We start from the raw sequence: 15,442 nt of genomic DNA, 5'->3' as shown, positions 1-15,442 counted from the left end.
TGGCTATAAATCCGTCATCTATTTTCATAAATTAGCCTTTTGGTTAATAAACCTGATAAATTATCAATCAAATACGCCATTCAATTTTTAGATTTCAACAATCGCATTTTATAAGCAAAAAGTAATATATAGGCATTGCTTCATCAAATTGTAATAAAAATACAATGTTGCTGTCATCAACACCGCATACCAAGCTTCGAATTAAATTGATTTGACAAAAGGGTAAGCGGGCTTTGGTCTTAAGCAATTTGCAAAGCATTGCGCCTTTTTTTCACTTTTAAATCTAAAGGATATTTCCTTTATATTAGGAAAGAAAACTATGCGCATATTGCAAATTAGCGACACTCATATGAGTCCAACAAAACCACATTTTAATGCCAATTGGCAACCCGTCAAAGATTATATTTTAGACATCAAACCTGATATGATCATTCATACCGGCGACCTTAGCATTGACGGCGCTGATAAGGATGAGGATTTGCAATTTGGTATTGAACGCATGCGCTCACTTAATATTCCTTTTGCAATCATACCCGGCAATCATGACGTTGGCCACCTTAATGGCGCGTTTCAACCGGTTGATGATATTCGTATTGCGCGTTGGCAAAATATTATAGGACCTGACCATTGGTTTCACGACATAGATAACTGGCGGCTTATTGGCTTAAATAGCCTTTTTATCGGACTTAATGATGTGCGTGATAATGCGCAGCAAAATTGGCTTAAACAAACGCTTGATGCCAGCAAAGATAAAAATATTGCAATTTTTGCCCATAAGCCACTTTTCATGGATAGCCCTACTGAGGGCGAAACAGGATATTGGGGGATTGAACCAAAAAAACGTCAAGAGCTATTGGATTTATTTGCGCAATATCGGGTAAAGCTCCATGCAAGTGGCCACATACATAAGAGCCATAAAGCCCATCATAACGGCACTGACTTTATTTGGACTGCGCCAACATCCTATATCGTTGAATGCAACGAAACTGCCCTTCCGGGTGTGAATTGCCTTGGCGCTATTATGCATGAGTTTACAAAAGACAATGTAACAAGCACGCCAATATCTATTCCTGGGCTACAAAAATTCATAATTGATGACATTATCGGTGAAATCTATCCCATGCATTCAACAAGTGGGGATAAAAAATAATGAGCGCTTTTGCTTTACAAAATATATCCAAATCTTTTGGCGATAATGTTATTTTGAAAAATGTTTCCATCGAGGCCAGCGAAAACGAATTTATTGCGCTTGTCGGCCCATCTGGCTGCGGTAAAAGCACATTATTACGCATAGCAGCAGGTCTTGAACATGCTGATAGTGGCAAAATCATTGTTGGAAAGCATGATATGACTCATGCGCGACCAAGCGAGCGTAATATTGCCATGGTCTTTCAATCCTATGCGCTATACCCGCATTTAACCGCTGGGCAAAATATAGCTGTTCCTTTAGCAATGCGCGACTTAACCAATACCCAGCGCTTGCCCATTATTGGCAGTTTTATGCCTGGCTATCGTGCAACACGCCAAAAAATTGATCGTGCCGTAGCAGAAACGGCTGAAAGCCTAAAAATTGGCCCATTTTTAGATAGAAGGCCGGGACAAATGTCGGGTGGGCAAAGGCAGCGTGTTGCCTTGGCCCGTGCATTGGTACGCCGGCCGAAAACCTTTTTGATGGATGAGCCTCTATCCAATCTTGATGCCAATTTGCGCGTGCATACGCGTGCTGAAATTGTGGATTTACACCTAAAGGCTGGCGTGCCGACATTATATGTTACCCATGACCAAACCGAAGCTTTGAGCATGGCGGACCGCGTTGCCGTTATGATGCATGGCAATTTATTGCAGATAGCCGCGCCGACCGAGGTTTATAATAATCCAAGCCATATAGAGGTGGCGCGTTTCATCGGATCGCCACGCATTAATATTATAACTGCCCTTTATAATGATGATGAGAAGCTCAATATTGCTGGAAAAATCATTAAGCCCAATGCAAGTCTCACCATTGGGCAAAAAGTGCAAATTGGTATCCGTCCCGAACATATCCGCATAAGTGATGATACATCCCCAATAAAAGGCAATATTGCCCGTGTTGAATTTATCGGCAATGAAGTTTTAGCCGCAATAAACCTACCCAATGAATGTGATGAATTAATTGCCCGTTTCACGCCAGAGGAAGCGATATCGCTAAAAGTCGGCATGCCCATTCATCTTGATTTTGACGATGAAAAATTGCTGTTTTTCGATTCCGACGGATTGCGGATACGATAAATCATTGCCCTTTATTTAGGCCCAAACACAAAGCGAACCGGGGAAGATCCAATGTCTGAGACCAGCATTTCAGCGCCTTATACGCCGACAATGCCCAATATTGCCAAATTACGAGCCAAGCGCGAAGAAAAATTAGCTTTTGCTCTGATGGCACCTGCACTTATTTTGGCACTATTACTGATTATATTACCAGTATTAGCCATTGCCATTTTAAGTTTTACGGATTTTGAACTTGGCTATCCAAATTTTGCCTTCACTGGCTTTAACAATTATATTGAATTATTTAATGACAAAAATTTTCGTATTTCCCTTCAAAATACAATAAAATATGTTTTAATTGTTACACCAGCATCGCTTATTCTTGGCCTATTAAGTGCTTTGGCAATTAACAGCCTTAATAAGGGTAAAGCATTTTTTAGAACCGTGTATTTTTTGCCTGTTGCCTCGCTCATTGTTGCAATGGCAACCGTCTGGCAATATCTATTTCACCCAACGGTTGGCCCAATCAACGGTTTTCTAGCAATATTTGGCATTGCAGGTCCCAATTGGCTTGGCTCCGCCAATAGTGCCCTTGGTAGCCTTGCAATTATTGGCATTTGGCAAACCATTGGCTTTAATATGGTTTTGTTTCTTGCTGGCCTTACCGCTATTCCTAAAGACCTTTATGATGCGGCGGAAATTGATGGTGTGCGCTCACGCTTTGACAAATTCCGTTTGGTAACATGGCCATTACTTGGCCCCACCACAATTTTTGTTTTAACCATTTCCATCATCAACTCAGTTAAAGTTTTTGAAACCGTAAAAACCCTGACAGAAGGCGGCCCTAATAAATCGACTGAGGTTTTATTGTGGACCATATATCAAGAGGGGTTCATCTATTTACGCGTTGGTTATGCATCTGCCATGACAATGGTATTCATCGCCATTTTGCTCGTTATGATGTTGTTGCAACATCGCTTTGTTGAAAAACGTGTTCATTACCAGTGATCAAAACTATTTCCAATTGCAACCATCCATTTTACTCCTTTCGACTTCAGGTAAAATAATGTCAATTTTTCGCATCTTTCGTAATGGTTTTCTAGCTCTTGGCACATTTATTTTTCTGTTGCCTTATATTTGGATGTTAAGCACAGCCGCAAAGCCACAAGACGAAATATTTACCTCAGCGCTGACGCTTATCCCCAAGAATTGGGTATTATTTGATAATATTGGCAAGGCCTTAACCCGCGTTCCTATGGCACAAATAATGCTTAATGGTGTTTTTATTTGTCTGCTTATTTTGGTTGTGCAAGTGGTGGTGGCTATTCCTTGTGCCTATGCGATGGCTAAACTTAAATTTCGCGGTGCGCGTTTTATGATCGCACTGGTTATGCTAGGCTTATTAGTGCCTATTCACGCCACTGCCCTGCCCCTTTATGTCGCTTTTAGCAATTTAAGTATTTTAAATAGTTATACAGCAATGGGATTACCGTTCTTTATTTCTGTATTTGGCATTTTTCTTTTTACGCAATTTTTTAAAGCTCTGCCTGACGACCTTTTACACGCCGCGCGACTTGATGGCATGTCAGAACTTGGCATCATCGCGCGGGTTGTCGTCCCCAATGCTTGGCCTGCAATAACTGCATTTTCAATCTTTTCTGTTGTTGCTCATTGGAATGACCTATTTTGGCCATTGATCGTTATAAGCGACATTAATAAAGCAACCCCACCTTTGGGCTTGCTTTATTTTCGCGCTGCTGAATCGGGCAGCGATTATGGTGTCTTGATGGCAGCAACATTAATCATCACCCTTCCCCTTGTTCTTGCATTCCTTTTTGCGCAACGCCGCTTCATTGAAGGAATAACCCTAACTGGCCTTAAAGGTTAAAACTATAACGGAGAGTACCTATGAAAAAAGTCTTAAAGTCCATATGTGCCGCGATCGGCATATCGGTTGCACTTAGCGGTGCTGCTTTTTCGCAAACGACGTTAAAAGTCCATTATCCTATGCCGGGCTTTTTTAAAGACGTGATGGCAAAAATCTCGCAAAAATATATGGAAGAAAATCCAAATATTGTGATTAGCTTTGTTAATCCGTCAGATAATTATGAGCAAGGCATACAGACGATTTTGCGCCAAGCTAATACGGCTGAACAACCAGATGTAACCTTTGTTGCCCTTAACCGTTTAAGAATGTTAAGTGAGCGCAATGTTGGCGTTGACCTTACCCCCTATTTAAATACCGAAAAAGATACGCTTGCCAAACAAGGCTTTAGCGAAAACATCCTTAATCTTGCGAAAATTGGCGACAAGCAAGTAGGTCTTGCTTTTGCAACGTCTAACCCAATTATGTATTATAATGCAGATCTTTTCCGCGCGGTTGGTGAGAACCCTGACAATCCACCGCAAAGCTGGGATGACGTCATTCGTATTGGCGCAAAAATTAAAGCCCTTGGCAATGGTGTATCAAGTATCAACTTACGCTGGCAGGGTGACGATTGGATGTATTCCGCCCTGTTATTTGGCGCTGGCGGCACCATGCTATCGCAAGACGAAAAGACGGTTGCCTTTAATGGTCCAGAAGGCACCGCAGCATTTCATCTTATTGAGCGCTTGGTAAAAGAAGGCGGCATGCCAGAATTTACCGCAGACGCAGGATTGCAAGCCTTTGCCGCAGGTAAAGTTGGCTTTCAGTTTTATAGCAGCGCCGCATTACGCAACACAATCAATAGCGTTGGTGACAAGTTCGAATTAAGAACCGCAAAAATACCAGTTCTTAACCCTGAAAAAGCCAAATTACCAACTGGTGGTAATGCGATTATCATTTTAACAACGGATCCTGAAAAGCAAAAAGCGGCTTGGGAATTTGCTAAATTTGCCGCAGGTCCTTATGGTGCCTCAGTCGTTGTTCCAGGAACTGGCTATGTGCCCAATAATGAACTTGCAGCCACATCACCTGAATATCTCGGCACATTTTATGAAGAAAATCCGCTTTTCAAGCCTTCACTTGAACAAATGCCATTAATGACACCGTGGTATGCATTCCCTGGCAGCAATGGCGTGCGCATTACTCAAGCCATTGTTGATAATATTGCCCGCATCGTTGGTGGTACGGCTGATGCTGACACAGCCCGCGATGATGCCGCAGCCGAAGTACAAAAGCTACTACCGCGCCGTTAAAATTTTTGACAAAACTTAAAAAATGCCATGCAAATATTTAAATCATTTGCATGGTTTTTTTTGGGCTTTTTTTGGCGTTTATGCTATTAAACCGGCTTTTGGTTGACGCTCTAAAGCCGCCTTCAATTCTTGCAATTTTTTAGGATGTTTTGCAATCCATGCTTGATAGGCTTTAATATTGGCGATAAGTTTTTCCTTATCTTGCTTAGATAAAACACAGCGTGTCAGATTATAATCCAACAAATAGCCACCACCTGCTTGCTTAGCTTCAATAGCAACACCAATTGTTTGCTCTTTATCTAAAAATATAGGTTCTTGCCCTTTGCGTAGCCAAGTATATGCCATCATATTACGCATAGGGTTTGGCATAACGATATAATTTGGAGAAGGCAAATAGCGCAATCCGCTAGCGGCTATAGATTTGCTTAAACCATAATGATAATAAACTTTGCCGCGCCGTTTTGCATCATAAATACTAGCAATTTTTATAGCTTTTAAACAAACATCATTAGGAAAACGCCGCCAATAATAAACTTCCCACCATAGATATAGGCCGTAAAACCACACTGAAACAATTAAAATTTGAAACGCTTTTGTTATCAGCAGACTTAAAAGACGTATTTTAATTGTTTCAATACCAAATAAAAAACTAGTTCTACTTGGATTATCAACACTGCGAACCATTGGAGATTTGCCTTCCATCGCCAAGTTTTTTGGCGCTAGGAAAACTTGCCAACTATAAGGATAATTTTCAAATGCATCTCTTAATTTTTCTTCTTTATACCGGTTACCAGCATTAAATGTAACACCACAATTAACATAATCTAAAATACCCTCATATTTGTTACAGCCAAATCCTGCATAAGCATTTGGAATAAATTCATAATTTTTAGAAATAACCCAATCATTCCATAAGCGCTTTATTGGATGATAAGAACTCCAAAACACCAAAACGGTAAAAAGCGCCCAAAACAAAGTCCAAAAAGACAATACTAATACAATGCCCCAATTAGCTCTATAGGTAAGACGAACTCTTTTAACTGGGATTTCTATAGGTAAAGTGTTATCTTTTATTTCTGTCATTAGGCACCACATTTTTAGTCAAAAAAATTCAAGATATATAGAACGGTAATACCTCACTAAAAATCTTAATTTTATAAGTGGTCACATTTAAAATCCATTATATTTATATCAACATAGCTTTTGTTTTATTATAACTGGTTTTGACCATCTGCGTTTATTTCATGATGTCCAGATTTTTGATGATATAGAAGTTTTTAAAAGTCAAAGGAATATTACATGCTTAAAAAAGTTAATAATTAAAAATAATTGAAATTAATACTGTATTTATTACAGTATCAACATACTTTGCTAGTTTAAAAACCTGTTCACTTTATCACAAGAAGTGGTGCAGGTTATTATTGAAGCGGTAGGCTGTTCTAAACACCTTATTTTAGCATATTATTGAAACTCAAAACTTGATTAAACTTTTAGTAAAAATTTGATAAGTTATTGCCCAAAAATTAGGCGATACCCAATCTAATTCAAAATACTACTCATAAAAAAACATAGCTGTAAAAACATGCAATGAGGGCACTTCAATCCATTGATTTTGAAGTAAAGTGCCCAAGCATATAATGATTAATTGCCGCGCCCTAAAATTGTCTCCTATAAAACGTATTATCGCGCTTATAAATATCAGAAACCGGATCTTTTAAGCGTCCAAAAAACTTAAAATAGGGCAGCATTTCAGGTGTTTTTGTATTTTCTCCAACGAGAGAAGAAGTATTTTTATTGCTAAAACCAGCAAAATTTAAAATAGCAATATTCTGAAGATCTAGATTTTTCAATGTTTCAATCTTGGCCAGAATAGATAGATTTTGAAATTTAGTATTGTTTAAATTTAAGCTTTCTAAATTGCTTAAGCTACTTAAAGTATCAAAATTTTCCACTGGTGTTGATGCAAGATCAAGCCCAAAGAGAGATCTATAATCCTTAAGCGCTGAAATATCTTTTAATGGGGTATTTCGCAAAGAAAGAACTTCAAGCCCTTCAAAGTTTTTAATCATATTTAAATTATCAAAATTACTATTATCCAGCATTAATAGTTTAAGCTTTGGCTGCTTATTGAAAACACTATTTTGGACAAATTTCGCATTGGTAAGGTTAAGAAAAACCAATTGCGGCAATGGTGGAAGATCAGAAGCATTTACCTTTTCAAAATTTATCAATTGTAGCTTTTGTAAATTGGTGAATTTTGCCAATTTTGCAATGTCACCACTACTAAGAGGCTCATCAACAGAAATACCTAGATCCTTATGGGTTTGATTTACGCATAATTTTTGTGTTTCTTTATCCAATGTTGATGGCTTATAACAAATGGTAAGACCATATATATTGGGCCAAATTTCCTGCCCTAAAAATTCAACTTGTTTTTCCCCGCGTAATTTCCGAACAAAACTTTCAATTTGGGCTTCATCTAACAGGTAGGTCTCTTTTGCTAGATTCCGCTTATTGAAAAGATCCTTACGATCCACTCTATTATCGCTCGGTCCTTCACCAAGTAATAATTTGGATACCTCATTTGGAAGTTTTAAAAATATTTTTTCATTAAGCCCACGAATATCTAACTCACGAACGCCCGGCAGCATAGAAAGATCTTTTACTTTTGTATTGGATAAAAGAAGTTGGTAAATGTAACCTTTTTGAGACAAAGGAGAAACATCAGAAATATTGGTGCCGCGTAAATCAATTTCACCAAGTGAGGCGGTTTCACGAAGAGGCTCAATATTTTGAATTTTCGTTTCATTAAGCGAAATCTCGCTCAAGTTTTCCAGTCCACGAATTGGTTCAAGGTCAGGAATTGATGCACCAGTTAAAATAAGGGAATAAAGCATCCTAAGCTTAGAAAGTGAGCTGTAATCGGTGGCCTTGCTACCGGTTAAATTAAGTTTTGACAAATTTTCAAGGGACGTTAAAAATGTTAGATCAGTAATATTGCTATTGGCAAGATTTAAATCATCAAGCTCAGTAAAACGAGCAATGATTGCTGAGCTATTTTCATCAAGAACGAGACCGGCAAGCGATAAAGTATTAAGTGTTTTTAAGTTTTTTAATGGCTCAAGATTTGTGACATAGGTTTTGTCAAGAAACAGCTCCCTGATATCTTTTAAATCTTCTAAAAAGGATAAATCTGAAATATTACTATTCGATAGGTCTAAAGTGCTAAGTTTTTTTAATGATACAAGGGATTTAATCGTATCTTTATCAAGTGTTAAGCCATTCAGTTTTAAGGTTTTAAGATTAGGCAATTTTTCAAGGGCGCTAAAATCAGTCACCTTGCTATTAGAAATATTAAGCTCAATAAGATTGTCAAGGTTCTCTAAAAGACTGAGGTCCGAAAAGTTGCTATCGTATAAGCTTAAGAATTCAAGTTTAGTTAATTTTGATAAAAAGCTATAATCTTGCAATTTGGCATGATTAATGAACAAGAACTCTAAATTAGCTAGTTCTTCAAAACCTAAAATTTCTGTGTTTTTTACATTTTTTAAATATAGAATTGTGAGTTTTGGCGCGTTTTTCAAAGGCGAAATATCGGTAAATGTGGAACCATCAAAACTTATTTGATAAAGTTCAGGCAAAGTTGGAAAACCTACAAGTGAATTTAATCCTTCACCATGGATACAAAAGCAAGAAACACGGGTTAATTTACCAAGATTTTGCCAATCTTGCTGCGTATAGCCTTTGGCAGGTGGAGTTAAACAAAATCCATCTTGATTGACACCAACGCGCTGCTTGCCAATTTGCACTATCGTTGGCTCATCAACCTCTTGCACGATCACTTCGCTTAAGGCGAAGCTTGGCATTAAGCACAGAGCAACTAGAATGAATAACTTTTCTTTGATAAAATTTAACATTGGCCCACCGCTATTTGCATTGTTTTACAAGTATAAAAAATTATGATCAGTACAATCGATTTCTGATACAGAAACTAAGAGAATAAATGATGTTAAAAGACACAAGCTGCTAATAAGTTGTTCAATAGAAAGATTATAGAAATTTATTAATTATAATTTGTGACTTTTTAATGGAGTTATACTATTACTATTTTTGTGTGGTTTTCTTTATACGTTTCACAGAAAATATTATTATCATTCTAATCAAATAAAAAAATATCAAGACTTGAGATTTATCGATTTTTTGGATTTGCCTGTAAAAGCACCTTTGATGCCGAAAAAAACGGGCTTTAAACACCCGTTTTGTTAAAATTATAGAGCTCTACTCACCATGTGAGCCTGAGCCGTCATAAAACTCAATAGTAGCGTCATCAAGAGATGCTTCGCCATTGTCACAGGTTTCAATTATCCATGCGGCAATTTGATTTTTAACGCCATCTAAAATCACAAATTTTTTCTCTTCAACAATAGCGGCGCCGCGGCAGCGCATGACCTGACGTTCAGACAATTGTTGCTTTTCTTTTAGAGCTTCAATGGCATAGGTAATAGGTTCATCGCATTCGCTTCCTTCACAGCCATATTTTTCAACTGCTATTCCAACGAATTCATCATAAGCAAGGGAATAGAGGTATTTGTCACCTCCCCACAAGGCGGCACCTATTAAAACAACGATGCCAAGTGGTATTAAAAGCCATTTCTTCTTCATGCTTACGACCTTTTATTTTTTAAATTTTACTGAGCCTAATCAACTACATTAACTACATATCATTTAAAAAAGCGCTTCAAATATTGTGTTGCAGCACGCACAATCGTGCGGCCAAGTGCATTAGCCGCAGATCGCGTTGCTGACTTGATGGCAGCCTCGCCAACGCTTTGCCGATTGCTTGCACGCGGTGCCCGCTGTGTTTGACGCGATTGCTGTTGTTGTTGCTGCTCGCCAGCTTGCATCATTTGATCCAACCTGCGTCTTGTTGTTTCATCATGGTTTTCTTGTTCATATTGACCGTAAACTGGACTTTGCGCGATTAAATTTTGCCGTTCTTGGAGGCTTATTGGTCCAATTTGCGAAACTGGAGGACGCATTACAACCCGCTCCACCATAGAAGGCACGCCTTTTTCTTCCAAGGTTGAAACAAGAGCTTCACCGGTTGCAAGATTGGAAATGACGTTAAACGTGTCAAAGCGCGGATTGGGTCTAAAAGATTGCGCCGCTATTTTTACCGCTTTCATTTCATTAGGCGTATAAGCGCGCAGGGCATGTTGAATGCGATTGCCAAGCTGCGCCAAAACACTTTCAGGAATATCTGCCGGACTTTGTGAGATGAAATAAATGCCAACGCCCTTGGAACGGATAAGCCGCACCACTTGCTCAATGCGATCAACCAGCGCTTTGGGTGCATTATCAAACAGTAAATGCGCTTCATCAAAGAAAAATACAAGGCGCGGCTTTTCCGGATCGCCGATTTCTGGCAATTTTTTAAATAATTCCGACATCAACCAAAGCAAAAATGTTGAATAAAGACGCGGATTATTCATCAATTTTTCAGCAGCCAACACATTGACAAAGCCACGTCCATCAATTTGACTGCGCATAATATCGGCAAGACGCAAAGCAGGTTCGCCAAAAAACAACTCGCCGCCTTGGGTTTCAAGCACCAGCAATTCACGTTGGATTGCACCAAGGGACGCCTTGGAAACATTGCCATAACGCGCAGAAACGTCTTTACTTTCCTGCGACAGATAATTTAGCATGGCCCGTAAATCACTTAAATCTTTTAAAACAAGCCCTTCATCATCGGCAATTTTGAAAGCAATATTAAGTGCGCCTTCTTGTGCGGCAGTAAGATTTAGCAAGCGCGATAATAATAGCGCACCCATTTCACTAATTGTTGCGCGGATCGGGTGGCCTAACTCGCCAAATATGTCCCAAAACACAACAGGGCTTGCTTGCATTACCATGTCATCGAGACCAACATCGTTAGCGCGTTGCGTGATTTTTTCCGACTTTGTGCCAGCTTTTGCAATACCCGATAGATCACCTTTCACATCGGCACAAAAAACCGGTACGCCCTGCGACGAAAATGATTCAGCCAATACTTGCAACGTAATGGTTTTACCCGTTCCTGTTGCTCCCGTCACAAGACCATGGCGATTGGCATATTTTAGCCAAAGATATTCACCATTTTTTTGGTTTTGATCCGCGCCATCATAAGCACCAAGAAAAATTTTGCCCTGCTCTACCATATTCATACTCCTGAATCTGATAAGCAATAGCACAAATTCGCTTAAATAAACCTAACAAAATGCAAACAATCATAGCACTAAGTTGATTATTTAAAACATCAACTCAATAAAAAACCTATATTAGCAGATTGATTTTATTATCTAAATGAAAAATCGTTACATTTTTCCCAAATTTTAAAATTTGGCATCACCTTGTAAATAAAATTGATGACCGATAAATTTGCGTGCCGCCATTAGATCATAACCACCCGCAACCGATATCATATCATTCACTTTGACCTTTGCATTAATACCGATATTTGCTGATGAACGACCCGCATTTTCTCCTTCACTGATAAAGCTCATATTGCTTGCATCACTGAAACTGGTGCGTAGGCCAACTTTATTATCCAAAACTTCATAACGATAAAGCCCATAAGCATTGAGTTCAATATTGCCGCTAGTGACAACCATAATATCTGCTCCGATATGGGGCCGCATGGAATTAACATTTTTTGCATCAACACTAAGCGGAATTGCGCCGCCATGCTCTTTATAGCTACCAAGACGCACAAGGCTATAATCCAAACCAACTTTGGGTAGAAGACGCGCATTTACCCTAATATCATAGCTAAGCACCATTTGGGCGGTTAAACGACCACTATTAACATCAAGATCAGCCTGATTGCGGCCACCCAAAGTATCACGGCGGTTTTGATCATATTGACTATAACCATAAGCACCAATCAAGTTGAAACTTGGCGTAAAATTGTCTGTCAAAGCAATATTATCGGTTTTAAGTCCAGCAGTTAATAAAAAGCTATTGCTCTTTGCGTCATAACCATCGGCGCCCGATAAATCACCACGAAGATAACCAACACTTGCACCCAAAATGATTGTGTCAAGCCGGTGGGTAAAACCCGCAGATATACCACCATAATTTGCATCAAGTTTAGAATGAGATGTATCTACGGCACGATATCTATCCGCAGCTCCCATTGGCCTTGCCCAAAAGGTCATTTGTGAAAGACCATTGTTAGTATTTCCATTCACCAACCGATCACGCGTTTTTGGCAGAGCTTGCAAAAACGGTGTTGAATCTTGTGATGATGATGCTTGCGGTTCAACATAGGCAAGCGGCGCTTGCAAAACGGGTACTTCTGTCTGCTGTGCAGCTTTATCAATTTCGCTTTGTAAGTTTAAGGTCATACGGTCATGCATTGCCATGGTTAGGCTTGGTAATCGTGTCGTATCATGGGCGGTTAAGCCACGCGCATGCTGCTCTAACTCTTTTTCGTTACGGCTATTATATAATTTATCAAATGCACGGTTTAAATTCGCATGTGAAGCATTTGTACTATCAAGCCGCAAAATATTTTCTAGTGAAAAACTAGCATTTTTATTGGCGCCGGATAATAAATGTGAAGGCAAAAGCAAATCACGCCCCGCCTCGGCAGTCCCACTTGAACCATTATCGTTTGGTTGATTACCACCACTATTTACCCAACTATTGTCGTTATCATTAATATTGGTATTATTTCCAGTCTCGCTATTATCAGCCGTCGAGCCGCTGCTTTCGCTTTCATGGCTACCATTGCCACCACTTTCATTACTGCCATTACCACCGATTGAACCACCGCTTTGATTTTCATTACTGCCATTATCACCGGTTGAACCGCCGCTTTGACTTTCACTGCTGCTATTACCCCCGGTTGAACCGCTGCCATCGCTTTCACCGCCATTACCACCAGTTTCAGTTGGATTTTCACTGCTACCATTACCACCGGTTGAGCTACCATTTTCATTTTCGTCGCTGTTATCACCACCACCGGTATTTCCTGTACTTTTCGGTGTCATCACCAAGCGATAATCTTGGTTACCTTCACTTAATACAAGCTGATAATTATAAAAAAGGGTTTCACCGGCAACATTTTCTGGTGCGACATCAAACTGCCCTGCTATTGGATTGCTTCTACTTTCTAAAAAAGGAGAATTGATTGAGGACGTTGCGGCACTTCGTCCCATTCCATAATTGGATGACAAAACTGTAGCAGTATTGGCAAAGCCAAGCTGAAGCTTGGCTCCATCCTCAATAGTAACAGTACCAAAACTCATTAAACCAGATTTTTGCTTCGCCGCATCAAGATCAATAATAGTTTCAACAACCGCATCCTTACCAAAAAAAGCCGAACTATTGTCATCACCATATACAGCCCAACCTTGAGCGGCTTCAGAATTTTGACGTAAATAAAGATTGCCCGCCTGCATATTGAACTGGCCCGAACCTATATCAATCGCCCTGCCATTATCACTAGCTAGAAGATCAAGGCTACCACCATTTATGGTAACCCTTTCACTTTTAAGACCAATACTATTGTCACCCCTAGCAACAATTTTAACGCTACCATCATCAAGTGTAAAACCAGATGTTGAGTCATTGCTATTCGCAATTTCAATGCCTGTACCTGCCTCACTTACATCAATAGAAAGATTGCCTTTAATGAGCTTAACCCCGCCTTGCTCAAGATATAGACCTTTACCGCCTGTTTTTGCGAGAATAGCTAAATCACCACCATTTTGCGTGAAAGCTTCACCAAAATCATTTTCCGCACCACTTGCCTTCGAAACACTTCTTAACCCAACACCATTTTTTTGCGCATTGATCCGAATTTGACTATCATCACCGAATAAAACATAGCGGGCATCTTTTTCAAGAAGAACACCTGTTGAGCCCAATCCATCAGCCAAAATTATATTACTACCGGCACTTTGTGAAAAACGCCCACTTACTACTGCACCCGTTGATTGAAGTGCATTTTGAGGGTTTAACGCCGTAATACTAAGAGTACCACCATTTAAAATATATTCACTTCCACTAACACCAACACCACCTCTATTAAAAATATTGAGATGTCCTCCTGCTTGACGCACACTACCTTGCCAGCCAATTGGTAATGCATTTTTTGCGCTTTGCCCAACGCTAGTCTCAATCGTCACTGCGCCATTTTCTAAGGTTAAATCGCCCTTTACTGCGGTGCCGGCTGTGGCCGAGGCACTAAGCCGTCCAGTTAGCATATCGACAACGACATTATTGGCTTTCAAACCAACTTGACCGTTAACTTGTGAAGAAATCTCAGTATGCCCACCTTGCTGCAAAAACCTACCAACTTCAAAAGAAAGTCCAGGACCCGCATCAACTATTAAAGTGCCATCTTCAATTACAAATTGATTAACCTTAAAACTATCGCTACGTCCAGTGTTGTTATTTTGCCCTTTTAAGTGCAATGCAATATCAGGATGATTGATGTTTAGCCTATTTAAAGTCGGATAAGATGCGCTTTCTCCATGATCATACAAAACATAGGTTGTATTAGCTTCGCTTGGTATTTTAAAAAAATAATTGCCATCGCCATTGCCATTAACAAAGTTTGTAAAATTACTCGGAGCAATAGCCGTTTCATTTGCGTCAGCCGAAAAAGCAATACTGTAACCACCATCGATTAGCGCCAAAGATACAATGCCAGTTGCAACAAGTGCAAGCATAGCACAACCAGAATTGGCCTTACGCTGGAAAGATTGTAAAACATTACAAACGATCAAATTGTGATTAAATGCCATAAGTCCCTCTCTTCAACTTGCAGTTGAAGCATAGGCATAATAACGCCCCGCAACATAAAAGCATAAGAAAAATACCTAGCTTATGCGGGGTATAGAATAACAAATATTAAAAGTTAATACTATATTAAACTTTAGAACATTTAATGAACAAATTAAATATAACTTAATCTTTTATAAAAATTTTTAAATAACACTAAACATTAAATTGCATAAATACA

General features: G+C 39.3%; 10 protein-coding genes. 5 read left to right on the top strand and 5 right to left on the bottom strand.

Going from position 1 to position 15,442, the window contains the following annotated elements; all coding sequences use genetic code 11:
- Window positions 1-319: 319 nt before the first annotated feature.
- Genes N6B01_RS03960 through N6B01_RS03940 form a run of 5 tightly spaced genes read left to right on the top strand, consistent with a single transcriptional unit; the run spans window position 320 to window position 5,427 of the window.
- Window positions 320-1,150 carry a metallophosphoesterase family protein gene (locus tag N6B01_RS03960; protein ID WP_262080028.1) on the top strand — a complete coding sequence of 277 codons (831 nt, stop codon included), beginning with the start codon at window positions 320-322 and terminating at the stop codon, window positions 1,148-1,150.
- Window positions 1,150-2,268, top strand: coding sequence for an ABC transporter ATP-binding protein (locus tag N6B01_RS03955; RefSeq protein WP_262080027.1), 1,119 nt, complete (start codon window positions 1,150-1,152; stop codon window positions 2,266-2,268). Before N6B01_RS03960 ends, N6B01_RS03955 begins: the two co-directional genes overlap by 1 nt.
- Before the next feature lie 51 nt (window positions 2,269-2,319).
- Window positions 2,320-3,255 carry a carbohydrate ABC transporter permease gene (locus tag N6B01_RS03950; RefSeq protein ID WP_410007226.1) on the top strand — a complete coding sequence of 312 codons (936 nt, stop codon included), beginning with the start codon at window positions 2,320-2,322 and terminating at the stop codon, window positions 3,253-3,255.
- A 58-nt stretch (window positions 3,256-3,313) separates the two neighbouring features.
- On the top strand, window positions 3,314-4,135 hold the full coding sequence (locus N6B01_RS03945) for a carbohydrate ABC transporter permease (protein ID WP_262080025.1): 822 nt from the start codon (window positions 3,314-3,316) through the stop codon (window positions 4,133-4,135).
- 20 nt (window positions 4,136-4,155) lie between these two features.
- On the top strand, window positions 4,156-5,427 hold the full coding sequence (locus tag N6B01_RS03940; RefSeq protein WP_262080024.1) for an ABC transporter substrate-binding protein: 1,272 nt from the start codon (window positions 4,156-4,158) through the stop codon (window positions 5,425-5,427).
- 78 nt (window positions 5,428-5,505) lie between these two features.
- On the opposite strand, the gene N6B01_RS03935 is transcribed toward N6B01_RS03940, so the two are convergent.
- The 5 genes from N6B01_RS03935 to N6B01_RS03915 form a co-directional block, all read right to left on the bottom strand.
- Window positions 5,506-6,510 (bottom strand): hypothetical protein, encoded by a 1,005-nt coding sequence (locus tag N6B01_RS03935; protein WP_262080023.1) that lies wholly within the window; start codon window positions 6,508-6,510, stop codon window positions 5,506-5,508.
- A 572-nt stretch (window positions 6,511-7,082) separates the two neighbouring features.
- Window positions 7,083-9,344, bottom strand: coding sequence for a leucine-rich repeat domain-containing protein (locus N6B01_RS03930; RefSeq protein ID WP_262080021.1), 2,262 nt, complete (start codon window positions 9,342-9,344; stop codon window positions 7,083-7,085).
- A gap of 361 nt (window positions 9,345-9,705) precedes the next feature.
- Window positions 9,706-10,089 (bottom strand): hypothetical protein, encoded by a 384-nt coding sequence (locus tag N6B01_RS03925; protein ID WP_262080020.1) that lies wholly within the window; start codon window positions 10,087-10,089, stop codon window positions 9,706-9,708.
- A 59-nt stretch (window positions 10,090-10,148) separates the two neighbouring features.
- Window positions 10,149-11,627 (bottom strand): helicase HerA-like domain-containing protein, encoded by a 1,479-nt coding sequence (locus N6B01_RS03920; RefSeq protein ID WP_262080019.1) that lies wholly within the window; start codon window positions 11,625-11,627, stop codon window positions 10,149-10,151.
- A gap of 174 nt (window positions 11,628-11,801) precedes the next feature.
- A complete protein-coding gene (locus N6B01_RS03915; RefSeq protein ID WP_262080018.1) occupies window positions 11,802-15,224 on the bottom strand; it encodes an autotransporter family protein in 3,423 nt (1,140 codons plus the stop codon).
- Window positions 15,225-15,442: the final 218 nt, after the last annotated feature.

Source organism: Bartonella sp. HY406 (assembly GCF_025449315.1).
Taxonomy (GTDB): Bacteria; Pseudomonadota; Alphaproteobacteria; order Rhizobiales; family Rhizobiaceae; genus HY038.
The sequence above is the reverse complement of the archived record's forward strand: the minus strand, read 5'-3'. Positions and strand labels throughout refer to the sequence as shown.

Bases quoted from the DNA above. Each gene is read 5' to 3' on its own strand.
- N6B01_RS03960 (WP_262080028.1), top strand. From the start codon at position 320: ATGCGCATATTGCAAATTAGCGACACTCATATGAGTCCAACAAAACCA.
- N6B01_RS03955 (WP_262080027.1), top strand. From the start codon at position 1,150: ATGAGCGCTTTTGCTTTACAAAATATATCCAAATCTTTTGGCGATAAT.
- N6B01_RS03950 (WP_410007226.1), top strand. From the start codon at position 2,320: ATGTCTGAGACCAGCATTTCAGCGCCTTATACGCCGACAATGCCCAAT.
- N6B01_RS03945 (WP_262080025.1), top strand. From the start codon at position 3,314: ATGTCAATTTTTCGCATCTTTCGTAATGGTTTTCTAGCTCTTGGCACA.
- N6B01_RS03940 (WP_262080024.1), top strand. From the start codon at position 4,156: ATGAAAAAAGTCTTAAAGTCCATATGTGCCGCGATCGGCATATCGGTT.
- N6B01_RS03935 (WP_262080023.1), bottom strand. From the start codon at position 6,510: ATGACAGAAATAAAAGATAACACTTTACCTATAGAAATCCCAGTTAAA.
- N6B01_RS03930 (WP_262080021.1), bottom strand. From the start codon at position 9,344: ATGTTAAATTTTATCAAAGAAAAGTTATTCATTCTAGTTGCTCTGTGC.
- N6B01_RS03925 (WP_262080020.1), bottom strand. From the start codon at position 10,089: ATGAAGAAGAAATGGCTTTTAATACCACTTGGCATCGTTGTTTTAATA.
- N6B01_RS03920 (WP_262080019.1), bottom strand. From the start codon at position 11,627: ATGGTAGAGCAGGGCAAAATTTTTCTTGGTGCTTATGATGGCGCGGAT.
- N6B01_RS03915 (WP_262080018.1), bottom strand. From the start codon at position 15,224: ATGGCATTTAATCACAATTTGATCGTTTGTAATGTTTTACAATCTTTC.